The organism is Succiniclasticum sp. (assembly GCF_056977735.1).
Genome location: NZ_DBMCWA010000006.1, coordinates 1 through 24,974, shown reverse-complemented (window position 1 = coordinate 24,974; position 24,974 = coordinate 1). Strand labels below are relative to the sequence as shown.

At 49.2% G+C, this 24,974-nt stretch carries 23 protein-coding genes; 4 read left to right on the top strand and 19 right to left on the bottom strand.

The window, feature by feature from the left end; all coding sequences use genetic code 11:
- Nucleotides 1–72 precede the first annotated feature (72 nt).
- The 8 genes from tatC to ACZOWY_RS04515 all read right to left on the bottom strand — a co-directional run bounded on the left by tatC (nt 73) and on the right by ACZOWY_RS04515 (nt 5,525).
- Nucleotides 73–864: a twin-arginine translocase subunit TatC gene (gene tatC / locus ACZOWY_RS04550; RefSeq protein ID WP_484393306.1), complete on the bottom strand. Its 792-nt coding sequence runs from the start codon at nt 862–864 to the stop codon at nt 73–75.
- Nucleotides 839–1,024 carry a twin-arginine translocase TatA/TatE family subunit gene (gene tatA / locus ACZOWY_RS04545; RefSeq protein WP_093913018.1) on the bottom strand — a complete coding sequence of 62 codons (186 nt, stop codon included), beginning with the start codon at nt 1,022–1,024 and terminating at the stop codon, nt 839–841. Before tatA ends, tatC begins: the two co-directional genes overlap by 26 nt.
- 168 nt (nt 1,025–1,192) lie before the next feature.
- Entirely contained in the window at nt 1,193–1,489 is a 297-nt protein-coding gene (gene tatB / locus ACZOWY_RS04540; RefSeq protein ID WP_484393305.1) for a Sec-independent protein translocase protein TatB, read from the bottom strand.
- A 198-nt stretch (nt 1,490–1,687) separates the two neighbouring features.
- Complete coding sequence (locus ACZOWY_RS04535; protein ID WP_484393304.1) at nt 1,688–3,079, bottom strand: hypothetical protein; 1,392 nt, start codon at nt 3,077–3,079, stop codon at nt 1,688–1,690.
- A 21-nt stretch (nt 3,080–3,100) separates the two neighbouring features.
- Nucleotides 3,101–4,186 (bottom strand): MBL fold metallo-hydrolase, encoded by a 1,086-nt coding sequence (locus ACZOWY_RS04530; protein WP_484393303.1) that lies wholly within the window; start codon nt 4,184–4,186, stop codon nt 3,101–3,103.
- 22 nt (nt 4,187–4,208) lie between these two features.
- Nucleotides 4,209–4,355: a hypothetical protein gene (locus tag ACZOWY_RS04525; protein WP_484393302.1), complete on the bottom strand. Its 147-nt coding sequence runs from the start codon at nt 4,353–4,355 to the stop codon at nt 4,209–4,211.
- Complete coding sequence (locus ACZOWY_RS04520) at nt 4,352–5,293, bottom strand: hypothetical protein (protein WP_484393301.1); 942 nt, start codon at nt 5,291–5,293, stop codon at nt 4,352–4,354. The genes ACZOWY_RS04525 and ACZOWY_RS04520 overlap by 4 nt, the downstream gene beginning before the upstream one ends.
- Nucleotides 5,259–5,525, bottom strand: coding sequence for a hypothetical protein (locus ACZOWY_RS04515; protein WP_484393300.1), 267 nt, complete (start codon nt 5,523–5,525; stop codon nt 5,259–5,261). The genes ACZOWY_RS04520 and ACZOWY_RS04515 overlap by 35 nt, the downstream gene beginning before the upstream one ends.
- 443 nt (nt 5,526–5,968) lie before the next feature.
- On the opposite strand from ACZOWY_RS04515, the gene ACZOWY_RS04510 reads away from it, so the two are divergent.
- Complete coding sequence (locus ACZOWY_RS04510; RefSeq protein WP_484393299.1) at nt 5,969–6,442, top strand: RrF2 family transcriptional regulator; 474 nt, start codon at nt 5,969–5,971, stop codon at nt 6,440–6,442.
- 128 nt (nt 6,443–6,570) lie between these two features.
- Here the strand turns inward: ACZOWY_RS04510 and ACZOWY_RS04505 are convergent, their stop codons facing one another.
- The 7 genes from ACZOWY_RS04505 to ACZOWY_RS04475 form a co-directional block, all read right to left on the bottom strand.
- Nucleotides 6,571–7,404, bottom strand: coding sequence for a 5'-nucleotidase, lipoprotein e(P4) family (locus ACZOWY_RS04505; protein WP_484393298.1), 834 nt, complete (start codon nt 7,402–7,404; stop codon nt 6,571–6,573).
- A 146-nt stretch (nt 7,405–7,550) separates the two neighbouring features.
- Nucleotides 7,551–9,017: a glutamate synthase-related protein gene (locus tag ACZOWY_RS04500; protein ID WP_484393297.1), complete on the bottom strand. Its 1,467-nt coding sequence runs from the start codon at nt 9,015–9,017 to the stop codon at nt 7,551–7,553.
- A gap of 82 nt (nt 9,018–9,099) precedes the next feature.
- The gene (locus ACZOWY_RS04495) at nt 9,100–10,551 is read right to left on the bottom strand and encodes a metallophosphoesterase (protein ID WP_484393296.1); all 1,452 of its coding nucleotides are present in this window, start codon (nt 10,549–10,551) and stop codon (nt 9,100–9,102) included.
- A gap of 19 nt (nt 10,552–10,570) precedes the next feature.
- Nucleotides 10,571–14,389, bottom strand: coding sequence for a DNA polymerase III subunit alpha (locus ACZOWY_RS04490; protein WP_484393295.1), 3,819 nt, complete (start codon nt 14,387–14,389; stop codon nt 10,571–10,573).
- 119 nt (nt 14,390–14,508) lie between these two features.
- Nucleotides 14,509–15,342 (bottom strand): tetratricopeptide repeat protein, encoded by an 834-nt coding sequence (locus ACZOWY_RS04485; protein WP_484393294.1) that lies wholly within the window; start codon nt 15,340–15,342, stop codon nt 14,509–14,511.
- A gap of 198 nt (nt 15,343–15,540) precedes the next feature.
- Nucleotides 15,541–16,680: a M20/M25/M40 family metallo-hydrolase gene (locus tag ACZOWY_RS04480; RefSeq protein ID WP_484393293.1), complete on the bottom strand. Its 1,140-nt coding sequence runs from the start codon at nt 16,678–16,680 to the stop codon at nt 15,541–15,543.
- 52 nt (nt 16,681–16,732) lie between these two features.
- Nucleotides 16,733–17,215 (bottom strand): 2-thiouracil desulfurase family protein, encoded by a 483-nt coding sequence (locus tag ACZOWY_RS04475; RefSeq protein WP_484393292.1) that lies wholly within the window; start codon nt 17,213–17,215, stop codon nt 16,733–16,735.
- 667 nt (nt 17,216–17,882) lie between these two features.
- Here ACZOWY_RS04475 and ACZOWY_RS04470 point away from each other — a divergent pair.
- Nucleotides 17,883–18,149 (top strand): YhdT family protein, encoded by a 267-nt coding sequence (locus ACZOWY_RS04470; protein WP_484393291.1) that lies wholly within the window; start codon nt 17,883–17,885, stop codon nt 18,147–18,149.
- Nucleotides 18,149–19,648 (top strand): sodium/pantothenate symporter, encoded by a 1,500-nt coding sequence (gene panF / locus ACZOWY_RS04465; RefSeq protein ID WP_484393290.1) that lies wholly within the window; start codon nt 18,149–18,151, stop codon nt 19,646–19,648. Before ACZOWY_RS04470 ends, panF begins: the two co-directional genes overlap by 1 nt.
- Nucleotides 19,649–19,806: 158 nt before the next feature.
- Here panF and ACZOWY_RS04460 read toward each other — a convergent pair whose 3' ends face one another.
- The 4 genes from ACZOWY_RS04460 to ACZOWY_RS04445 form a co-directional block, all read right to left on the bottom strand.
- Nucleotides 19,807–20,631, bottom strand: coding sequence for a mechanosensitive ion channel family protein (locus ACZOWY_RS04460; protein WP_484393289.1), 825 nt, complete (start codon nt 20,629–20,631; stop codon nt 19,807–19,809).
- A 167-nt stretch (nt 20,632–20,798) separates the two neighbouring features.
- Nucleotides 20,799–21,701 carry a response regulator gene (locus ACZOWY_RS04455; protein ID WP_484393288.1) on the bottom strand — a complete coding sequence of 301 codons (903 nt, stop codon included), beginning with the start codon at nt 21,699–21,701 and terminating at the stop codon, nt 20,799–20,801.
- A 46-nt stretch (nt 21,702–21,747) separates the two neighbouring features.
- A complete protein-coding gene (locus ACZOWY_RS04450) occupies nt 21,748–23,634 on the bottom strand; it encodes a sensor histidine kinase (protein ID WP_484393287.1) in 1,887 nt (628 codons plus the stop codon).
- Entirely contained in the window at nt 23,618–24,385 is a 768-nt protein-coding gene (locus tag ACZOWY_RS04445) for a LuxR C-terminal-related transcriptional regulator (RefSeq protein ID WP_484393286.1), read from the bottom strand. The genes ACZOWY_RS04450 and ACZOWY_RS04445 overlap by 17 nt, the downstream gene beginning before the upstream one ends.
- Before the next feature lie 353 nt (nt 24,386–24,738).
- Here ACZOWY_RS04445 and ACZOWY_RS04440 point away from each other — a divergent pair.
- A partial coding sequence (locus ACZOWY_RS04440; protein WP_484393099.1) for an SLC13 family permease occupies nt 24,739–24,974 on the top strand: 236 nt, incomplete at its 3' end.

The following is a 24,974-nucleotide window of genomic DNA, read 5'->3' as shown; positions in this document are numbered from 1 at the left end:
ATCGGGGTTGCTCCTGCCCCGATTGCCTGTTCCGTAGAGGAGGAGGTATCAGTTTTTCTCCCATATAATCTTTTATGCTTCCGCCGCGGATTTTTTCCCGCAGGTCAGTTTGGCGACAATGATTCCCACTTCATATAATACAATCATGGGCAGGGCCATCAGGACCTGGGACAACACGTCCGGCGGCGTCAGAAACGCGGCCACGATAAAAATACAGAAGATAATGTATTTACGCAATGCGGTCAGCTGGTCCGGTGTCACAATGCCAATCCGGCATAACACATATGTTACGATTGGCATTTCAAACACAATCCCGAATGAGAGCACGAAAGTAAACATAAAACCCACGTACTGGCTTATGGATAACATCGGTGTCGCGATACCGGCTCCGGTAAAGACAAAAAAGTTAATTGCCGAAAGGAAGACCACACCGTATCCGAAACAAATCCCTGTCAGGAACAGCAGTACGGAACATCCCATAAACACAAGCAGCGCTCTTTTTTCGTTGTCGTATAACGCAGGCTCGATGAATCCCCAGACCTGGTAAAAGATGAACGGGGAAGCCGCAATCATCGCTGCTATAAAAGAAACCTGCAGCTGGGCCGTCAGCGCTTCCGCCAGACCTACATAAACAAACTCTATTCCTTTTGCCTTGATGGGGACAGAAATCAGCTGTACCAGGGGTTCCGCAAAACAGGTGGCAATCACAAAAAACGCAACCGTCACGACGATGAAGCAATACAGCAGGCGCTTCCGGAGCTCCTGAAAATGTTCTTTCAGCGTGCCCTGGCCTTCCTGCTCCGCAGCTTCCCGGGTTTCGGGACCGGCTGCCACCAGATCATTTGCCTGCCGGTTTTCCGACATTGCCTTCACCACCTTCAGCATTACCGGTGCTCTTCACTTCCTCCTTGAATTCACGGATACTGGTTCCCAGCGCTTTGCCTACACCGCTTAACCGGCTGGAACCAAATACAACCAGCGCAATGACCAAAATCAGTAAAATCTCTGTAGTTCCTAATCTCATGATATGCCTTCTTTCTTTTTGACTGATACATGAAATTTACATTTATTCCGACAGTCCTATCGCTGTCATCGCTGCCACACCCCAGGCAGTCAATTACACAGTTATAAAGATTCTGTTATGAAAATCCACGTGCTTTCAACGCTCTTACACTACATTCGCTGTCTGAAGCTAATTTTTTAAATCTGCTGCAGCTTCTTCCCGTCTGGCATTTTCCAGAACCTGCTGCTGAATCCGTGCCAACTCCGAATTTGCCTGTTTAAAATCGCTTGTCAGGGTGTCTTTTGCCTGGATAAAATCCTCTTTTTCCAGATTCTCTTCAAAAGATCCGCTGATGTCTTTCATCGTCTTTCTGGCCGTTTTGACCCAGCGCGCCAGCGTTCTGGCAACTTTAGGCAGGTCTTCCGGGCCGACGACGATAAACGCCACTAACAAAACGATTACAAATTCACCTAAACCGATTCCCACAATAACACCTTCTTTTCAGGCTTCGCGCCTGACGGCTTACATTCTGCTTGCCGGGAACGGGGCCATACTTCCGGAGGTATGGCCCCGCGCACCGGTTCGCAACTACAGATTGATATAGGAAAGCTTCTTACGAAGCCCAGGGTGTCATTTCCTTAAGCAGAAAATGCTTTGTCAGAATGACTTCCTTTAATCCATTCTTTATTCAACATGCTTATACATGGCTGTCGCCGGTTTGCCGTGCACTGCGGAAGGCTGTGTTGTTTCACAGTAAGCCCCTGCCAGATTGCCGGGAACAAAACCGGTTTCAGTTTCTTTTTCTTTACCGATTTCGTCGCCGTCTTCGTCCAGCATGGTTTCCACATGGCCGACCCGCTTTTTGCCGGGCCAGAAGTCCATAAACCAGTTATGGAACAGCATGCAGCAGATGAACAGGATGCCGGGAGCCATGGGGAACTGCTGCGGATGGGAATAACCCGCCTGGGTCCCTAATAAGCCGGGGCTGAATTTGTAATACAGGAAGTGGAACACGCCCATACCGACCAGGATGATCAGCATGCGCAGGGCGATGTTAACAGCCGTGCCGTATTTTTTCGGGCCATTGTCAAAGTAGAAATTCAGTATCATAGCCGGAATCAGCATCATGATTGCCAATTCACCGCTGTGCAGATAACGCCAGTCAGGCGCGTAGATACGTTTTGCGCCGTCGACGGCAGGACCCCAAGACAGATCCTGGATAAAGTTGAATGCGAAGAATATCAGCAGCGCAAAGGCCAGAACCCCGAAGAAACCGACAATGCCGCGGACAATCTTGTTTTTAATCATCGCGAAAGGATACCGGTCAAAGGTCACTTCCAGCAGCCAGATGGCTACCGTACCGCACATTACCCAGCCCACGTTGAAGTTGCCGTGTAAGGTATGGGCAAAATTGAACCACCAGGGATATGCCGCAGCGTATTCCTGCCAGGGCCAGAACAGTACATGGTAATGGGGATGCATCAGGCAGAAGAAACACAGTACCGAAGCGAACAGGGTTACCAGGAATACGGTTATACCCCGGGCCGGCTGTTTCATGTTGTGCCAGGGCTGGTTGTTAAAGCACACCGGCACGATGGGGCTCAGCCAGGAAGCGATGGCCGCGAACATCAGGATTGCCAGAGATGAATACTCACGGGCATAAAACTGAGTCATGCCTAATTTTGTCAGGCCGTCAACACTCAGGTACGGAATGGAGAACTTGCCCAGGAAATTGTAGAAGAAGCCCCAGATAACCGCGCCTACCAAAGCGAAGTTCACTGCAATCAGGCCAAGACCCGCAACAATCGGATGGGCGGTTTCCCTGAATTTGGCGAAGGGCCAGAAGTTGAAAATGTAGGCCTGCCAGATAACTACGATCAGGATCCAGCGTATATACATATAACCGTACTGCGGCGTGTACCAGCGCATAATGCCCCGGACATCCATGAAGATCCACCACAGCGCATAAAACATGATGAACGAAATCAGCACTCCCACGATACCCCGCAGAGGCTGCTGCATCTTATTTTCCAGAATGCGGCTCTCCAGCCACATGTGGTCTTTTAAGCTAATCATTGTCGCGCCTCCTTTTCCGCATCAGCCGAACATAACCTGGTCGCCGTTCCCCAGGAACAGTTTCTTTTTGCTCTTGAACCGCGCTGTGCCCTGTACAACCGGCAGACCGGCTTTAATCATCTTTTCCGCTGTCAGGTAACCGGTGCAGTGGTTGCAGGCCATAACTTCAATACCATAGTGCGGGATAGCTTTGATAAGGTCGTCATACTGAGGATCCCAGTCTTCGAAAGGAGAAATGTGCAGACCGCCCTGGATGGCATAAATCTTTTTGCCGCCTTTTACACGGTGCCGCACTTCCTGCAGCAGGGAAATGATGCCCATATGGCAGCAACCGGTGATAACGACCAGGCCTTTGTCCTTAACGTTCAGTACCAGGGCCTGCTCGCCCTTAACCCGTGTAATGATGGAAGAGTCAAAGGTGATTGACGCTACGCCGGGGTACAGGTGATGTACTTTGCCGGATTCACGGACAGTCACGTTCCCTTTGTGCGGGTAGTCATTCTTTACTTTTGCAATATCAAAGTGCTTGCCCTTCAGCAAATCAAAGCCTTCCTGATAAAAACCTTTCGGCACAGCCACAGGAATGTCCTGATGATGCTTCAATACAGACTCAATCCCCCAGTAATGATCAAAATGCTCATGGGTTACATACATCAGGTCAATTTCATGGTTTTCCAGCATCTTATCGACGCCTTCCCGTTTGAAGCATTCGTCCATCCAGGCCGTGTTCCAGCCGCAGTCAAACAGAATCTTCTTTTTGGAACCGTCTAAAAACTCAATGTCCAGCAGGGCGCTGTAACCGCCGGAGTTATCTCCGTTGTAACCGACTTTTACGCCTTCGTGGGTCCAGGGAATGATGTACTGGTTGACCAGAAGGCCGCCGGCTTTCTGCATATCATTAACCAGAACCGGATTGTCAAACCAGCTGGTTTCGGAAACCTGCGTAACCTTTACGCTTTTGATTTCACCGATATCGTCGTCGCCAACCGGTTCGTCGGGCAGGAACATGTCTTTCATAACGGTGGATGTAACGCCTGCCATTGCAAAATAACCTGCAGTGCCTCCCACTGCAAGGCCTTTCAAAAAGTTTCTACGTGATACGCCCATTTACATTTCCTCCTTACAATAATCAGGCCGCCGTCAGTGAGAACATCAACGCCTTAACGATCTGGATCGTTAACAGGAATAATGCTCCGCCTACTACCAGTCCTACAATAAAGCCGCTCCACGAGAATTTGCTCTCTTCATTTTCCTGTACAACTGTAGTATCGTTCATGTCTTACCCTCCTTTTCTGTAAAAATATATTGAATGATTACATCTGAATCTTCGTCGCTCTTGCGAAGAGTTTCAGACGCCATTTCCGGCACTTGTATTATACGGGTTACGGCCTTTTTGTCTTTTGCCATCGTTGCAAGAAACCTGCCGCCAAAGAATTCCATAAACCGTTCTGCCAATTCGAAACCCGGAACATTCCGGTTCACTCCGCCTTTTTCGACCAGTTCCACGGTCTCCCCGCCCTGCCGGACGGTAATGGCTTCCTTGGCCGTTTCAACAAAACGTTTTCGGGTCTTTAATTCCGCCATAAAAGTTTTTCCTGAATTATCCAGGGTGATCACCAGCATTCCGATGCCGAACAGTTTTTTATTCATATCAAACTTTTTCAGCAGACCAGGAATACCTTTCGCCCGACGCAGCGGCCCGGTGTGCTCATGGGTATGGCCGCAATTACAATGTTCGTGATCGTGACAATGTTCGTGGCCGTGTTCATGACCGCTCTCTTCATGATGATGAATATCCGGTTCATCCTGTGCATCTATCCCGGCTTCCTTACGGGGCACTCCGCAACAGGGGCATATTTCATGCTCTTCCAGATCCGTGGTGATACCGCTGTCATCAAAGACAGTACTGTCAAACCGTATTACCTGTTCCTGTACGGAATATTCTTCCAGCACCTCTTCGTCCAGGGATGGATAATATCTTACATAAAATTCTTCCCTGCCGCTTCCCTGCCGGTTTTTTTCCGGATTTTCCCCTTTTAATTCAATCTCATATACGCCGGACACGTTCCTGAGCCAGAAGAACCAGCCCAGTTGGGAACACTCGGAACGGCTTACATATTCCAGTTCCCCCTCTTTGCCTCCCTGCATATACTGAACCAGGGCAGAAGTTAGTAGTTCGTTAACCGTCATGGTATACAAGCCCTCTTCTTTCATATACTTCTTTGGCCAGTTCCAGTTTGCTTTTTCCTGTCGGATCGATTCCGACCTGCGCAGCCGCCTGATACAGCATATCCATGCTTACTTCTGAAAGAAACGGATAGGCTGATTCAAAAGAATCAAAATATTCCCTGTTATCTTCTCCGATTCCGGCTTCTTCCACAAAACCGGAACCCAGTTTGTAGATATAGGACGGCAGGCCCCGCCTGAAGAAATCTCTGCGTTTCATGTTCAGCCTTTCTTTCATCTGCAATCTCATCACTTATCACTCTGGACAACTACTTTATCATCTTCAGGTTTTATTCAATCAGATAGTATTAAAAAAGCAAGACACCAGAAATCGCAAAAACCTATTATTCCGGTATGGGATTTTTTTATGCCTGAAAAAATATTACGGAGCTGCTTTATTGTTTTTATCATTTTTATCCGTAAATTCCCGATACAATCTTGCTGGCGCCATTCTTAAACAACAAAAAATACTTCTACCTATGTGATAGGTAGGAGTATAAAAGAAAACAAAAATTGTTTTAATTTTGTATTCAATTTGTTGGCAAAAAAAGATGTTTTTGTGATATAATTTCTTATAAGAAATCTCTTATTTTTATTCAGAATAATACGTTTTTTGAAAAACCTACCGCTTCAGTAGATGATTAACCGGAAAGCTGTGATACCATGCAAATATCAACTAAAGGACGTTATGCGCTGCGGGTCATGTTATACCTGGCAGACCGGTATACCCTGGAATGTGCATCCGCCAAACGCATAGCGGAAGATGAGAATTTTTCCGTTAAGTATCTGGAACATATTATGAGCTTGTTGTCCAAAAACGGTTTCGTTGTCAGCGAAAAAGGAGCAAGCGGCGGTTACCGGCTGGCCGACACGCCGGAAAATTTTTCCGTAGGAAAAATTGTGAGATCAATGGAAAGCGATTTTTCCCTCGTTCCCTGCCTGGACCAGCAGCAAAATCCCTGCCCGAAATACGATACCTGTACGACAATCGAAGTCTGGAAACTGCTTCAGGAAACCATTGACGAACTGCTGGACAATCTCACGTTGCTTGATTTACTGCGCATGCAGCAGGAAAAACTGAACAAGCCCAGTTTATACTTAACGTACCTGCTTCACCAAAACAGACATAACGAATGAGTTTTGTTTTGGCGGTTTTGTCCAAAAAAAATACATTACAAATCCATATGACATTATAACTCTTAAAATTTCAGCCCCTGCAGGACCGGATCCGGCAGGGGCTGTCTTATCATTGTTTGATTCATTATTTACCAGGCATTTCTTGTCGCTGTTTTCTGCCAGAGGGCGCGGTTTTCTTCCGAATCTTCCGGTTCGGACTGGCCGAAGATTGCGGCAATCCAATGACCGTCGGTAGGATTCGGCATAATAATATATTTTGTCCCAAACAGATCCTTATCCATGGCTGTCATAAGATTCCGTTCTTCGAAATCTTTTTTGATGTAATACTTTCTCTGGAAATCGTTCAGGCTGTCGCCCAGCTTAACAATTACATTATATTTTTCCGCAATTTCTTTCTGGCGCGGCTCTTTGTTGGAAGTATCTGCCAATACCGTGAGGTGCTCTTTGTCTGCATACGGAAACCCAAGAGCCTGCAAATTACCCAGCGCCATTTCATAGGTGCCCTCTCCCTGATCGCGGCTGGTCACATAAAAAACTTCCACGCCTTTTTCCCTGCAGTGGTTCAGAAAATCCAGCGCGCCGGGAGCCGGGAGCAGGCTGTTGGTGGGAATATATTTATCCCAGACCGGGTCATTGAAAAACTCTTCGCCGTTAGCGATCAGGTGCGCCCAGTACCGGTCATGGATTACTACAGTATCGTCCATGTCCGTGATAACCGCCAGCGGTTTGTCTTTTTTCTTTTTCTTTGCCACAGCTTCATCCACATATTTCTGTGCGATGTTGAAGCCCTGATAATACAGTGCGCGGTATTCTGCGGCAGTCTGTTTCCATACAGCAGCCATAGTCAGGATGTTGCTCTTCGTTACCGTCTGCGGCTCTGCCGCGGAAGCTATGGTTACTTCACTGCCAATGCCAAAGCTTAAAACTGTTGCTGCCAATGCGGATACTAATAACTTTTTCATAAAATGCCCCTTTCCGTAAAAGCCAACCGCTTCCTGCATCAATCAACAAGCACCGTGAACTGCAACAACTTCTTACAGGCCGGACCGCTTGTCTGCTTAATTTTATCATATTCGAAAGAAAGGCTGCAAACCCTTATTTAACAGCCTCATCTAATCCCTCGCCCCGCATGAGGGATGCCCGTAAATTCTTCGATATCTTTATCTAATGTAATCAGATCGGCAAGACTTAAATCATGCACAGAGGAATGTCCTGTAATCCGGGCGAATGTCTTCAGTTCCGACAGGGACACGTTCAGGAAGTTGGCCACCCGCTGTGCCGCAGCTTCCATGTTCAGACGGGCGCGCAGCTCCGGATTTTGCGTTGCAATACCCACGGGACAGTTGCCGGAACCGCAGATGCGGTACTGCTGGCAGGCCGCCGCAATCAGCGCCGCGCTGGCAATGGCCACCGCGTCGGCCCCCATGGCCAGCGCTTTGGCAAAGTCAGGCGACACCCGCAGCCCGCCGGTAATCACCAGCGCAATATCGGAATGAACCGAATCCAGATATTTCCGGGCGCGGCTTAAGGCATAAATGGTTGGAACCGTCGTGGCCTCCCGGAGGAAGAACGGGCTGGACCCGGTAGCCCCGCCCCGGCCGTCAATGGTTATGAAGTCCGGTTTCGCAAACACGCAGTGTTCCAGGTCCTGTTCAATTCGACCCGCCGCAATCTTTATCCCGATAGGTCTGCCATCCGAAAGCTCCCTCAGTATATCAACCATGGCTTTTAAATCTTCTTTGGAATTGATTTCCGGGAACTTGCTGGGACTCTGCACATCCTCGCCCGGCTTCTTGCCCCGCAGGGCGGCAATTTCCGGCGTCACCTTTTCACCGGGCAGATGACCGCCCATACCGGGTTTTGTCCCCTGCCCGATCTTGATTTCAATAGCGTCAGACGTCTTCAGATTTTCTTCCGTCACGCTGTATTTGTTTGGGATATACTCAAAAATATATTTGTAAGACGCAGCTTTTTCTTCCGGAAGGATGCCCCCTTCCCCGCTGCACATGGCGGTTTTGGCCAAAGCGGAACCTGTTGCCAGCGCTATCTTGGTTTCTTTGGAAAGAGCGCCGAAGGACATGTGGGAAATGTAAACCGGACTTTCCAAAACCATTGGCTTTTTCGCATGCTTACCGATAACAGTCCTGGTTTCCACCGGCGCGTTGTCTTCCAGCGGCGGCGGGTTCAGCTGAGTACCCAGCAACAGGATGTCATCCCAGCCGGGCATGGGCATCTGCGTTCCCATAGCACCGCCGATTGTGCGTCCGGTTACTGCCATTTCATGAATCTCCTTCATGTAGCGACAGCGTTCGTCCACCCTGGCAAATGCTTCATCGTAAGCCAGCGGTGCATAAGACGGCTTCGCGGCGCGGTCCGGTTCTGCTTTCACTGCACCGGCAGCTGCCGTTACCGAACCGGCAATTGCATCCGGTTTCGTTTCTTCCGAATCCGCAATCTTTTCAAAATTGGAAACCGGCTGCTTACAGACAGGGCAGCAGGGAATTTCACTTAACTTTTTCCCTTCTTTTGCTTCGTCAAAAATGGCGCCGCAGATACGGCAGCGGTATACGGCCATGGCAATCCCTCCTTCAGCTTACAATAATCCTGTTTTTATAATTTGGATATCTTTATGATTTTTTAATATATTTAAAGGGCTTTCAGAGCTTTAAATTAACCGCTCCCTGTTCCACCGCAACATTCCAGTATTCGCAGTTCCCCTTTTCGTCTTCTGCCACAACCAGCGTATTCCCGGCGGAAACAGGCTTCATCTTCCCCTCTTCCGCATTCACAACTTTTTTATCCCGGCTTTTCCAGATAACCTTCCCCTGCAACGCGGTGTGTAAAGCAACGTGCGAAGCGTCTGCCTTCACCTTTATACTGTCAAAATGTATGATCCTGTCAAAACCGGCTCCGTAACAGAATACATTTATGACACTCTTTTTCAGGTCGATAACGATTACACTGAAAGCAGTCGACTTTGCGGTACCCTCCGTTTTATTGTATGTATTGCCCTTCGCGTTGCGAAGCGGGCAGGCATTGGGAAGACCGACGGTAACCATTTCATTCCGGGCTACGTCTTTGGATATATTACTTACATTCATGTTTTTTACCGGGAAATTATGATTGTGCCCATGAATATACGGTAATACCCGCGCCGGGGTTATCCCTGAATAATCATATGGTAATTCTCTTCCTTTAAAGTTAAGCGTTCCCTTATGCTTTTGTACATACTCGGACAGGAGAAATGCCGCATTGGCTTCCGTGTTTTTCCATAGCCCGCCTTTTGTCTGGGACAGGACCAGATGAGACACCGGCAGAATGTTCCATGCTTCCGGGTCTTTAATCCCTTTTAGCTTTACCGTTTCAATCAGCCACTCCGCCTGCCGCTTACTCATATTATGAGTTGTCGCCGTGTTTTTATTATGATCCTTTTTGTCCGGCACTACAGTTGGCTTTCCCTCATCCGTAAAGTCTGAGGTGTTCAAACATATTATCCTGATTTTCTTTTCCGGAATATCGACATAGCCATAGTTCCCTTCCGGGTTCAGGCTGTCTGTGATCATGTTCCCATTATATTTTCCAACAAACCCGTACAAGTCATGCATGGTGAAAAACTGTTTCAGTTCACCCTTGTCAAGTTCCATCGCGTTGGCGTCATGGTTTCCGGTTAAGCGGATCTGATTTCCGCTTTGCCCGAACGCCTTATCCAGTATTCCGGCTGCGGCCTGCATTTCCTCCACGCCGTCCCGGTAATTCTCACAGCCTTTACCGCGGTATATATAATCTCCAAAAGCGATTTTATAATCCACAGGTACCTGTGAAGAAATTTCTTTTATCCCGAGCGCCATCTCGTTCAGAGCCCTGCCAATCTGTGCATTGCCTTTCAGGTAATGCAGATCGCTGACGGCAACAATCGTAAACGTATGCGGATTCTGTACAGCACGGACTAAACCGGAAACCCGTTTCGCTTCCGCTTTTACATAAGCCGGAACGGTATCGTCAGAAGCTGCTGCCGGCTTCGGGCCAGGTTTGCCCTGGGCTGTATTGACACTGCATCCAAACAGGGCAACTAACAGTAACGCCAGACAAAAATAAACAATTTTTCTCATTTTCCAAGTCCCCGGCACCCTATATCTCTTTCACCCGGAACGCGTTGTCCCCCAACAGTTCTTTCAGTTCATCCTGCAGCGCCATGTCCTGCCCGTTTACATAGTAGCGCGGGTCTAACCGGATACGCCGCCGGGATCCCATCAGTTTCAAAAAGACCATAGTGCTGCCGTGATGCTTCTGCAGGATGGCAATCAGCGCCCTGGTCACAATTTCCGATTCCCGTTCCGGCGTTATCACCAGTTCAATAATCGCGCTGACAGGAACTTTTATGCGCCCTTGTTCGTCCTGATTTGGAGATGTTCCGGCAATGTTTTCTGCAGCATCCCTTACAGTGTGTTGTGAGAATGAATTTACAGTTTGCTGTACAGCTGTGTCATACGTTTCCGGACTTTCATTGGCAAAGTTGTAAGCGGCTGCATCACTGTTTTCGCTGTAATACGTGCTCCCGCCGTAATCATCATTTCCGCTGCGGCCGGCATAATTGCTTCCGTTTCCGCGCCGCGTATTCCGCGCCTGTGCGGACAGCACCGGCGGTTTGCCTTCTTCCTGCAGTGCCATTCGCGAAGCAATGATCTTGCTGCCCCGCTCGTCCACATTGAACCGGCCTTCCACTTCCACCACAGCGTCTTCACGCAGCAACGTATGATATTCGTTGTAGGCCTGGGGAAACACCACCACTTCAATGCGGGAGCTGAAGTCCTCCAGCGCCAGCACCGCCATGGAGTCGCCTTTTTTCGTCACTTTGATATCGGTGCTGCTGATGATGCCGCCCACATTGACAAACTGTCCGTCGCGCACCGCCGGCGTGTCGCCCGTCAGCGTATAGAGCGGCGTCAGTTTATCCAGCGCCTCCCGGTAGCCGTCCAAAGGATGACCTGTCACATAAAAGCCGATGAGTTCCTTTTCATTTTTCAGCCTTACGGAGCGGCTCATCTCGTCCATCTTCGGCAACGGCACAGAATTCACTTCCGCAAAATCGTCGCCGCCGAACAGACCTATCTGCCCGCTGTTGTAATCCCGTTGCTGCTGAATGCCCAAATCCAATGTTTTTTCATACACCGCCAGAAGTTGGGACCGGTAGGCCCCCAGGGAATCCATGGCACCGCACTTGATCAGGTTTTCCAGAAGCCGGCGGTTCAGCGTCCGGTAATTCACCCGCTTGCAGAAATCCAGAATATCCCGGAAGGGACCGCCTTCCTGCCGGGCCCGCACGATTTCCCGCACTGCGCCCTCGCCCACGCTTTTGATACCTACCAGTCCGAAACGGATGGCGCCCTTTTCCACAGAGAACCCTTCCTGGCTGGCGTTGACATCCGGGGGCAGCATGGGGATGCCCCGATCCTTGCAGACGGTGATGTACCAGCTCACTTTATCCGCGTCTCCGATGATGCTGGTGAGCAACGCCGCAAAATACTCCGCCGGCCAGTGGGCTTTCAGGTACGCCGTCTGATAAGCCACCATGCCATAAGCCACCGAATGGGATTTATTAAAGCCGTAGCCGGCAAATTTTAACAGGATTTCAAAAATCTCTTCACTTTTTTCCGGCGGAACGTTGTGCAGTTTCTGCGCCCCTTCTACAAAGCGCGTCTTCATGGCAATCAGGTCTTTCACCTTTTTCTTGCCCATGGCCCGGCGCAGGATATCCGCTTCGCCCAGAGAAAAGCCCGCCAGGATGGAAGCCGTCTGCATGACCTGTTCCTGATACAGCACAACCCCATAGGTATCCGCCAGGATTCCATCCAGCAACGGATGGATGCTTTCCACTGCGTGATGCCGCTTCCGGCCTTCGATGAACTTATCCGCCATGCCTGCGTCCAACGGGCCCGGACGGTACAGGGCCACTAAGGGAACCAGGTCCCGCATGGACTTCGGTGCCAGCCGTTCCACCAGCCGGGTCATGCCCGCGCTTTCCAGCTGGAACACCCCCTGAGTATCCCCGGCGCAGAGCATCCTGCTGACCGCTTCATCTTCCAGTGGGATGTTGTCCAGATCAACGGTCCGCCCCGTACTTTCCTGAATGAAATGTACGGCATCATCCATCACCGTCAGGGTACGCAGGCCCAGAAAGTCCATCTTCAGAAGGCCCAGCTCTTCCACCTGGTTCTTGTCAAACTGGGTGGTGATCATACGTTCCTGGCTGATGCCCGCTTCAATGTCCGCCGCTTCGTCCAGCTGCAGGGGCACCAGATCGATCAGGGGCTTCGGCGCAATTACTACGCCGGCCGCATGGGTGCCGCTGTTGCGGGGCAGGCCTTCCACGCTTTTGGCAATGTCGATGATGCGTTTCACTTCCGGGTCGCTGTCGTACATGGCCCGCAGATCTTTGGTCTGCAACGCCCGGTCCAGCGTGATTCCCAGTTCCCGGGGCACCGCTTTCGCCACCTTGTCCGTCTTCGGCAAACTGATGCCCAGGGCCCGGCCCACGTCCCGGACCGCCGCCCGCGCCTGCAACGTGCCGAAGGTAATGATCAGCGACACATGGTCCGCGCCATATTTTCGGATTACATAGTCCAGCACCTCGCCCCGGCGACGGTAACAGAAGTCCGTATCAATATCGGGCATGCTGACCCGTTCCGGATTCAGGAACCGTTCAAAGAGCAGATCAAAATCCAGCGGGTCGATGTTAGTGATATGCAGCAGGTAAGCCACGATGGAACCCGCCGCGCTGCCACGGCCCGGCCCCACCGGAATGGGATCCGGATGGCCCGCCGCGTCTGTATGGCTGCGGCAGTAATGGATAAAGTCCCAGACAATAAGAAAGTATGCCGCATACCCCATGGTCTTGATGATATCCAGCTCATACTCCAGCCGTTTGTTAATTTCCTCTTCTTTTTTCCGACGCGCTTCCTCCGGCATGTTTGCCAGCAACACGCCGTACCGTTTGGGTATTTCGTCTTCGCAGAGACTGCGTACGTAAGCGTCCGCATCGTTATGAAACTGCGCCGGTATAGGAAACTCCGGCAACAGCAACTTGCCAAATGTTAAATCTACGTTGCATCGTTTTGCAATCGCATGGGTATTGTGCAGCGCCTCCTCATCGTCGGGGAACAGCATCCGCATTTCCTCATAGCTCTTGCAGTAATACCAGTCGTTGTTGAAACGCATCCGGTCCGGATCGTCCACGTTTTTGTTTGTCTGGATGCAGAGCAGCACGTCCTGGGCGGAAGCGTCCTCCCGCTTCACGTAATGGATGTCGTTGGTAACAACCAGCTTCACGCCGTATTTTTCCGCAAAGATATGCAGCTGCTGATTGACGGTCCGCTCTTCTTCCAGATCGTGGTTCTGCATTTCCAGGAAGAAATTGTCTTTGCCGAAAATATCAATATAATCCTGCATCGCCCGTTCCGCGCCGTCCAGATTCCGCTGCAGGATCAGCCGGGGAATCTCCCCCTGCACGCAGGCGCTGAGACAAATGATTCCCTTGCTGTATTTTCGCAGGATATCCTTATCAATGCGGGGCTTGCGGTAAAAACCGTCAATAAAACCGAGGGAGACCAACCGCGCCAGATTGTGGTAGCCTTCCTGGTTTTCCGCTAATAAAATCAGATGGTACCTGGGCTGCTTGTCGATTCGGTCAAAGCGGCTCCCCGGGGTAATGTAACACTCACAGCCGAAGATGACCTTGATGCCTTGCTTCCCTTCTTTTTCCGCATCTTTATTCAGTTTCTGCGCCGTCTGGTACATGTCCACCGCGCCGTACATGTTGCCGTGGTCAGTGATGGCAATGCTGTCCATCCCCAGCTCCATGGCGCGCTGCAGCAGCTCCTTCGGTTTGGAGGCGCCGTCTAACAAACTGTATTGGGTATGCACGTGTAAATGAGTAAATGGTACGCTCATGATTGGTTCCGTTCCGCCGCTGAATTTTTATGCAATCCATCTTTAAATCCAGAATTGGTGTGATTATTCAGAAGTTTGCCAGATTATCCCTATCACTTTTTTTGCTTTTATCTATGCGTTCAAATCTTTTTCAACAGTTCTTTTAACCTGGGTTCCGCTTTTTCCAAACCTAAATCATACGCTTTTTGGAACCACCTGACAGCTTTTCCATAGTTCTTTTTAACAACAAACCCGCCTTCATAAGCAACTCCCAAGTCGAACATTGCGCCTCTTTCCCCTAATTTAGCAGCTTTCCTGTACCACTTTAAAGCCTCTTCCTGATCCTGCTTTACTCCACAGCCCTCACCGTACAGTATACCTAAAAACAACATAGCTTTGCTGTTATTTAATTCCGCTGCTTTTTGGTACCATCTGCGGGCTTCCTCATAATCTTTCCCAACACCCCAGCCGCCGGCATAACAAAAGCCCAATTGCATCATACCGTCCGGATTACCGGCTTCAGCAGCTTCACGGCACCATTTAAATGCTTCTTTATCATTTCTTTTTACATGGTTCGAAAAAACATATGTATAATACATTTCCATTTTCGCAAAAGCATTGCCTTCCATAGCCATAGCCTTCACTGCATCTAAACAATCGTTGAATTCGCTTACTGAAGTATTACCTTCCGCTTTAAAATCCACATCTTCAAGTACCCGCAGCGTTGCTAACGCATCACCCCTGCCGGCGCCAAGTTTAAACCACGCATTGCTCATTCCAAATGATTGTTTTACAACATTAACTCCCTTTATCCCATCATAGAAACAACCTAAAAAATACATGGCTCTGCCATTATTCTCACCGGCAAGCTCACAAAACAAATTAAACGCGGCTTCATAATTGCCTGTCAAATATGCTTTTGTTGCTTCTTGTAATTTCGGCGTGTCAAACTGCTTGTTGTCAAACTTGGTCATGTTATTCACCCCACATTGAATTTCAAATACTTATGTTCAAACTTCGCTATTTTATTTTACCATATTTTTCTGTTGTACTCTACACTTCAATGTTATTTCATTAATTCCGGTTCTTATAAATATTTAAGAGTAATTGGAGCCAAAGTCCAGTATCCATGCGGCTTTGCATTGCGAAGTTGATCGTTTTTACGACCAGCCTCATCTCTGCCTCGCTGCTTCCCCCACAATACCCATCACCCAACGGGCCGCGTTGTTCAGATCTTCCAGCGCAAGGCATTCCTCCGTGGTATGGATCTTGTCCATACCGGTTGCCAGCAACACGGTGGGCAACCCCATACCGCACAAAAAGTTGGCGTCACTGCAGCCGCCGGTAAAGCCGGTGCTGACAGGGAATCCCAGTTTTTCCGCCGCGGTTGCCGCCAGCTTTACTGTGGCATGGTCTTTGGCAAGGTTGACGCCCGGCGCTACATCTTTCATTGCAACTTCCACCGTTCCGCCTTTCGCCTCAACAGCGTTTCGGAATATCTCCACCGTTTCGTTCTTTAACCGTTCCAGTTTCGTTTCATCGGGGCAGCGCATGTCGATGACGATCTCACAGGCCTCCGGCACGATGTTGGTCGCAAGGCCGCCGTCGATCATATCCACACTTAAGGTTGTCTCTGCGTCGATTCGTCCGTAAGCGGGCAAAGCGTGCAATGCGTCCGCCGCCAGCATAATGGCATTGAGTCCCTTCTCCGGTTCCAGTCCGGCGTGGGCGCTCTTTCCTTTCACCGTCAGTTTCAGGTTGATTGCTTTGGGCGACGCGTTAAAGATGGCCCCCGGATGACCGCCGCAGTCCATGCAGTAACCTGCGTCAGCCCGGATCATCGTTTGATCCATGTAACGCACGCCGTAGCTGCCGGTTTCTTCCCCGATGGTAAAGCAGACCTGGATATCCCCGTGGGGCAGATCGTTTTCGATGATGCATTGCATGGCTTCCAGCACGGCAGCCACACCGCTTTTATCGTCTCCGCCTAACGTAGTCGTACCGTCAGAGTACAGCACGCCGTCTTTTTCAATCACCTTTGTTCCCGTTGTGGGCGCCACGCTGTCCATATGCGCTTCAAAAAACAGACGCAACGCGCCGGGCACGTTTCCTTTTAAGAAACCCCAGACATTTCCTGTGGTACCGCCGCATTGTTCACCGGCCCTGTCCACTTGCGGTTCCATACCCAGTTCCTGCAGTTTTTGTTTCAGCAACGCCGCCTCTTCCTTTTCATCACAGCTGGGGCAAGGAACGCTGACCAATTCGATAAATGTATTTTTTAAACGTTCTTCATTAATAATATTCGTATTCATAGCTTGTTAAAATCCTTTCTCGGTTCAGTAAAACAAAACATCAGTAGCAATATTAATCTGTTAACTCCTCCAACAATTCCGGCGTCACCATTGTTTCCGTATACACCCTGACGCCATGTTCCATGAGCAACGCCGCCGTAATCCCCTGCCCTGGGATTTTAGTTCCGGTAAACGTGCCGTCGTATATGTAAAACCCTGAGCAGGACGGGCTGTTTGCTTTCATGATGGCAGAAGTGATATTATGCTGTTTCACTAATTCCAGCACCTTTTCCGCTCCCCGCAGGAACGGCTCCGTCACATCCTCACCGGCTTTGTTGACGATACGCCGCTTTTCGGGAACTGCTCCGGAATTTGCTGCCAAGTACTGAATCTCCGCCGGAAGACGCGGCGTCGGCAGCCCGCCCATCACCTCCGGACAAACAAGCAGTACCTTTTCCTTATGCCGCTCAATCCACTCACAAAGCCAGGGCACTGCGTTATTACTTCCATTATATTTTACATTTCGGCCCGCCAGACAGGCGCTGATCAGAATCATGCTTTTTTCTCCTGATTTCATTACACATCCATTTATTTCCACTTTAATCTATTTTACCACAAATGGTTAACAGCAACATATTTTCAAAATAAAAACGCTGAAAAGGAAAAACTTCCGCTTACCTTATAAAAAACATATAAATGTCCTTTTTTTGACACAAACCCATGTTACATTTTAGAAAACGAAAAATGAAAAATGTTGATTAAAATAATGTAAAATACTGTTTGCAAGGTTGCATTCTCAGCAGATGTATGCTATCATACATGTGAATTTCCAGAGGAGCGGAAGACAACGTACAGTTTTACCACAAACCCGCTGAGAAAATGAACCAACAGAGTCTGATATCGCTTGGATCCGTAAGGAACTGAGAAGAAAGAAATTGAGCAAGATCGCACAGGATAAAATTTCCTGTACAAGGCGGAGGAAGGAAGCGTAGCCAAAGCTACGTCGACTGACGACAACGAAGTACAGGGAAATTTAGACAAGCGAACTGTTCAATTTCTTGATGAACAGTTCCTGATGACCGGGACGGGACGCAACAGTAAAAATGTATCGCGCATCCGGTTCCGGATGGGCGATTTTTAATTTGACTGTTCAAACGTTTTATAGATTCCGTTGTCAAAAGTTACGTAATCCTATCTGCATTACAAGGGAGGTACTTGTCATTATGAAACGCAGTGAACAATTCCGGCAGGCGAACCGGGAAGCCAAGACCACCGTTTTGGCCACGATTGTCGTCATCCTTTTCTGGATCGTGGCAGGTTTCGGTCTGGCCGATTCGGACATCGTCGTCTTCGACACCCCCATCTGGGTCATCGGCGGCTGTATCGTGTCCTGGCTTTTTGCCGTAGTCGTAGCCTGGTGGCTGGCTGAGTACGTCATCAAGGATGTTGACATGAAAGAAGACGCCACGGTGAAAGGAGGCAGTAAATAATGGAAAACTTCCTGAATCTGGCTCCCGCGCTTTTATTCCTTGCCGCTTTGCTTTACATCAGCTACTGGGTACAGCAGCAGTCCAGCGAAGCCCGTTCTTCCAACTTTGTGAAAGATTACTTCATCGGCGGACGTTCCTTAGGCGGCTTTGTCCTGGCCATGACCACGGTTGCCACCTACTCCAGCGTTTCCACTTTCGTCGGCGGACCCGGCGTGGCCTGGCAGATTGGGTACGGCTGGCTGTACATGGCCATCGTACAGATGGTAGTCATCTTCCTTGTCATGGGTGTTTTCGGCAAGAAAATATCCCTGATTGCCCGCGAAATTGACGCGGTCACCGTTATCGATATCATTCGCGCCCGGTACAAATCCGACGCGCTGGCCAATATGGCGGCTATCTTCATCGTAGCGTTCTTCTGCGCCACCATGGTCGCCCAGTTCGTAGGCGCAGCCAAACTGTTTGAAGCAGTTACCGGCTATTCCTACATGACCGGACTCACCATGTTCGGCATCATCGTGGTCATCTACACCACCATTGGCGGGTTTAAAGGCGTGGCCATCACGGACGCCATCTGCGCCATCGCCATGATGATCGGCATGGCGATCCTGTTCTACTGCCTGCTGGACAAAGCCGGCGGTTACAGTGCCATTATGGCCCACTTCCGGGCGAACGATCCCGCTATGCTGGAGCCTCTGTCCCGCGGCAAGATGCCGGTTTCCCTGTACATCAGCCAGTGGCTGTTGGTCGGCGTCTGCACCCTGGCGCTGCCCCAGTCCGTAGTCCGCAGCATCAGCTATAAAGATACCAAAGCCCTGCGCAATGCCATCATCATCGGCACCATCGTCATCGGCGTAGTGACCATCATCGCTACCTGGGTCGGCGTTCTGTGCAAAGGCGTGCTCACCAATCCGGACCTGGCTGCTTATGGCGGCAGCGTGGACAACATCATGCCCCGCACCATCATCAGCGTCATGAGTCCCTTCTGGGCCGGCGTTGTCATCATCGGGCCCATTGCGGCCACCATTTCCACCGTATCTTCCCTGCTGCTCACCTCTTCTTCTTCCATTATTAAAGACGTATATATGCGCCATCTGGAAAAGAGCGGGAAATCCCTGAGCAACGAGGGAGTCAAACGGTTAAGCATGATTTTCACCATCCTGCTGGGCTTCGGTATTTACCTGATTTCCATTGCGCCTCCTTCCGTTATCTGGAAGATAAACATGTTCGCCTTCGGCGGTCTGGAAACCGCCTTCTTCTGGGTGATGATCTTCGGTCTGTTCTGGCACAAAGCCAACAGCACCGGCGCCATCTGCGCCATGTTCGGCGGCGTGGCGGCCTACTGCATCACCATGGCCATGGGCTTCAAGGTATTTTCCCTGCATCAGATCACCATCGGTATCACCACTTCACTGATTTTCTTCTTCATTGGCAACGCCATGGGCAAAATGCCCGACATGGACACCCTGAAGCTGTTCTTCCCGGATAAATACGAAGATTAAGCGAAACGCTGACAACAAAAGTTAAACCGGTATCGCAACCAAATGCGATACCGGATTTTTTTGGTTAAATCTGCGTGGAAAAACGCTGAAACAAAACGCGGACGGTTTTGCGAAGCGCTTTTCTGACGTAATTAAACAACTTCAACCGTGTAACGGAGTTATTTGTCTTCGCCCAGTACCTTCATGGAAGGAACGCCGCCCACGATACCGTTCTTGTCTTTGAACTCGCCGACCTTCTGCATCAGGTCAAAATAGCAGTCCCAGTAATTGGCGGATTTAGTCCATACGCGAATCGTATAAACCACTGCGTAATCGGTATAACCGGAAACCCGTACGAACGGAGCCGGATCCTGCAACGCAGTAGGCGTATCTTTTACCGCTTCCAGCACGGCTTTGTAAACATCTTCAAACTTGTTGGCATAGCCGGCCTTGGTCTCAATGTCCACGCGACGCAGGTCTTCAGACGAGAAGTTAGTGATTTTTCCGCCCATGGCTTCCGAATTGGGAACGATGATGAGCTTGTTGTCGATGGTCAGCACTTTGGTGCAGAGCATGCTGACGTCTTTCACAAAGCCTTCAATCCCCGCAATACCAACATAATCGCCAACCTTGAAGGGTTTCGTAACCAGGATGAGGAAACCGTTGGCTACGTTAGACAGGGCTCCCTGTACGGACAGGGAAATTGCCAGACCTAACATGCCTACAACCGCAAGGACCGACGCGATGGGGATGCCGATGCTGTCTGCAACCACACAAAGGGCCACAAAGTTCAGGATCACCTTGATAAAGCCTTTGACAAACCCCTGTACCGTGGTTTCCAGTTTAAAGCGACCCAGAATCTTGTCAATGATCGGTCCCATAATCATACTGATGAGCCGGTTGAAGATGATCAGCAGGATCAGGCCCTGAATGACAGAACCTACGCTGATGGCACCAACTTTAAAGTCCAGTATCTGCTGCGCTGTAGCAATAATCTGATTCATAATTGTTCTTCCTCCTATAATTAAATTATCAGTACTCTGACAACATAATTATAGCACATTCAGCGTACAGTGGTAACATAAATACTGCATATTTTTACATTGTTATAAAAAGAAAATACCGGTTCTTTGCAGGAAAATTCCTGAAAAGAACCGGCGCTTCGCAACTCTCATTTTATGCTTTCCAGTATCTGCTCCGCCCGCAGGATTTCTTCCAGCTGCTTCAGCACTTCTTTATTGTAATGGTTCGCCGTGGATTCCCGTTTTAAAATGGAAAAAGTCAGTTCCCTGTCCTGCTTTTCTTTCAGCAGTGTAGTGTAACGGTTGACGATCAGCGCCAGTTCCGCCGCCTTCAGGCAGTTCTGTCGTTCCAGCTCCGGACGGAATGCTTCATTATCGTCTACAGGCGCATTTAAAAATCGCAACATGGGTTGCAGCCAGCGCCCCATGTACAGACCGTCTGTCAGAGAAATAATCTGTTCCACTGTAAGGTTGGTCTTTTTTGCCAGTTCAGCCGGAGACGGAAACATTACGGCAATACGCGCCTTCTTGGCCATGCCCCAATCCCAGTTCAGGGATTCCAGCAGTTTATTACAGTACACCATGTTGGGCGCATTGATATTTGTAGGCCGGCCCAGCAGAAGCTGTCCGAAACGATGAAACGCTTTCGCCACATTGCAGCTTTCTTCCAACGTATCTTCGTACAGCTTTTCTTTTAACAGCTTCTCAATAATCGCTTTCACTTCATTATAGTTGATAGGTTTTACCAGGAAATTATCAGCGCCCACCCTAAAACCGTGGATACGGCTCTCCATGTCCTCCAGCGCCGTCATCATGATCACAGCAATGGAATGGGTGCGCGCGTCCCGTTTCAGTTCGCTGCACACTTCATAGCCGGACAGTCCCGGCAGCATGATATCCAACAGAATAATATCCGGTTGTTCCTGCCGGGCAAGTTCCAGACAGGCACGCCCCTCGGTGGCAATCAGCGCCGTATAGCCCCAGCTTTCCAGCACATCCTTCAGCATGCTGCTTAACTGTTCATTATCATCCACTACTAAAATTTTCGGCATAACTGCCACCCCTTTCCGCTTTGATGAGAACGAAACAGTAACGAATTCATATGCTCTGTTGTATGGTTTCGCCTGCTTCGAATAAACTATCCTGCTCCAGCGGCAACAGCAATATGGCTTCCGTCCCTTTCCCCAGTTCGCTCTGCAGGGAAATCGTACCGTGGTGCAGTTCCGCCAGTTTTTTAACAATAGGAAGACCAAGGCCGGTACCTGGCCGTTTCTTGGTCATAGGGTTTTCAATTTGTTCAAATTCGTTAAAAATACGTTCCAGATTCTCCCGGGCGATGCCGATCCCTTCGTCCGCAATGCTGATCCGCATCTGACGGGATTCTTCCATTTTCTGTACCCGGATTGTAATCCGGCTGTCCGGCAGTGAAAACTTCAGGGCATTGGACAGAAGATTGAAAATAATCTGCCGCAGCATCTGCGGGTCTGCCGTAACTTCAAAATCCTCCGGTTCAAAAAACGTCTGCATACTGATATGGGCATCGGGACGGTAATTACGCATCTCATTGACAATGGTATCCACAAAAGCATGAACAGAAAAACGGGTGAATCTCGCTCTTGTTTTTCCCGAACGCAGACGAGTCAGGTCCAGAAGATTATTAATCAGCGTCAGCAGATGAGATCCACATTCCGAAGCGTTATCTACATACCGGTACTGTTTCTCGTTCAGCGTACCGCTGTAACCGCCCTTCAGGAAATCACAGGCATTAATGATGACACACAGTGGTGTACGGAGTTCATGCGTAATGTTAGAAAGAAAACGGTTCTTCGTTTCATTCAGCTGTTTCAGCTCTTCCACTGCCGATTCCAGATCTTTGGTACGGCGACGCACCAGCAATTCCAGATGTTTCTGGTTCTGCCGGACCTGAGCCGCCATCAGCCAGATCAGCGGTGCAAAAAGCACGAAGCAAAGGATACCGATAAACAGGGTCTGCTTCCGGTTGTCTTCAACAATACCGGAAAACTGGTCTTCCTGAAGACCAAAGCTGATGTATCCAACCAGATCACCGGAATAATTCCGTAACGGATGGTCAATAAACAGATGGGGCACGCCCCGCAGGTACACCTTGCCGGAGTACGTGCCGTCATCGGCTTTGGAACTGGTTATGGAACCGGCTTTATGCCCTACGATCCAGCTCCGGTCCTCTCCCTCCGTAGATTTGGTGGAAACATGGACGCCATCTACCGTCAGCACCAGGAACCCATTGGTAGCTTTTGAATTGATGTAAGAAGGAAAATAGTAGTCACTGTTACAGATACCGATCAGTACCATGCAGGCAATAACCTTATCGGAATCTTCCGTATCCATGACAGGAACCATGGTCACTTCACAGAGGGCCTGTTGCATGTGCTCCCCTTCACCGGCAATCCCCTGTTTCAGTTCAACTGTAAATTTTTTAAACTCTTCACTTCCCTCTGCAAACAAATCGCTGAGAGGCATCTTCTCGTTGGCGTTGATCGGGTTTCCTGTCCGGCAGACATCCCGGTTCATGGCACCCAGCCTGTCATTCGGATTGAAACGGATATTCGCTCCTGACCGGGCAATGATATGGTTGTCCGGATCCAGCATGATAGCATAATCAACCTTATTAAAGTTATTCCGCAGCAGGGCCAGCTTCTCTTCCAGCACCTTGGTATCTTTCTGTTTTACGGCCTGCGGCGTGCTGACCTCCTGCGCAATACAAAGCGCGGCTGTCCGAACACTGTTCTGCCGCTGTTGCATTTCACTGGTCGCAATGGCCAGCGTAGAGCGCAGATACTGATCCTGATTCCGGCTGAACTGTTCCTCCAGATAGCGGGTAGAAAAAAACGTGATCAGCGCAATCGGTAAAATTACAAAGAGGGAGATAGTAAAAATCAGCCGGACCTTTAAGTCATGATACCACTCATTCAGCAGTCCGGATATCTGTTCAAACAGTTTCTTCATTATTAATTATATTCGCCACTGACGCATCCGCGCCATCCGTCTTATTATAATAATACACGACAATCTGCATGCGGTCATGCAGGTTCAGTTTTGCAAGGATATTACTGATATGGGTTTTTACAGTCGTTTCACTGATAAACAGCTGTTGGGCGATTTGTTTGTTGGTATAGCCCTTGCACAGCAGCTGCACGATTTCCTGTTCCCGCCTGCTGATCCGTTCATCCCGTACCCGGACCGGAAGCGCGTCATCCGGCTTCTGTGCCGTATCTTTCTGTGAAACGGTAATATTGACGTTCAACAGGCGAAGCATGCTTTCTAACAACAGCAGGATATTCCAGGTTGTTTCCTTGCTGTAACTGGTAATATGGAAGCGCTGTTTCAGCGTATCGGGAATCGGACTGTTGTCGTAGGTGAGCCCGCCGATTCCTGCAAATGCAGTCAGGCGGTTATTAAAATAAACCGGAACATACAGGCAGGCAATCCCGAAAGGACAGACGTGGATAAAAGACTCGCCTTTCTGCATCGTCTCCCTGTCCATCAGGAAATTTTCACGGCAGCGCACCGCATGTTCTTTTTGGATGGTAAAGCAGAACAGGGAATTTTGGGAACCGACCGTCAACGGATTCCCATCCATATCCAAAAAAATCATGCTGATACCATAGGCTTTGGCAAAATTATCCTGGAATGTCTGCAGTTTGTCTTTACCAATAAACTGAACCCACTGGTCAACCGAACCTGTCTTCTTTTTCATGATTACGCACAACCTTTTTATGTTATTACCACTAAAAATAATTCTACAGAAGTATTCTTCATCTGCCACAAGTATATTCAATAGTTTCAAATTTAGCAATACATAAAGGGTTTAAGATTTTTTTAATCCGCATTGCTAATTCTAAAGTATTACTACTTTTGTAATAAAAAATGTTAAAATTTTTAGCATCATACTTTAATTGTCAAAATTACACCTTAAGGATTACGCTTAAAATAAGCCGATACATTCTCTTCCTACTTTCAGCGAATGCAGGATTACTCCAAACGTGTTACTTTAATAATGCAACTGTGAGACTCAAGGTATGTGAGACTCAGTAAAAAGGAGGAGTTATTATGGCTCAGTCCACAAAATGTCTTATTCTTCTTGCTGTAATTGCCTTATTCTTCGTTACCGAAATTATCCCTCTGGCAGTTACCGCTATGGCCGGCTCTATCGCCTGCGGCCTGCTGGGATTTATCCCGGCTAAGCAGGTATTCAGCGGCCTGTCCAACTCCACCGTTGTTCTGTTCGCAGGCATGTTCGTCGTAGGCGCAGCAATGTTCTACACCGGCCTGGCCCAGAAAATCGG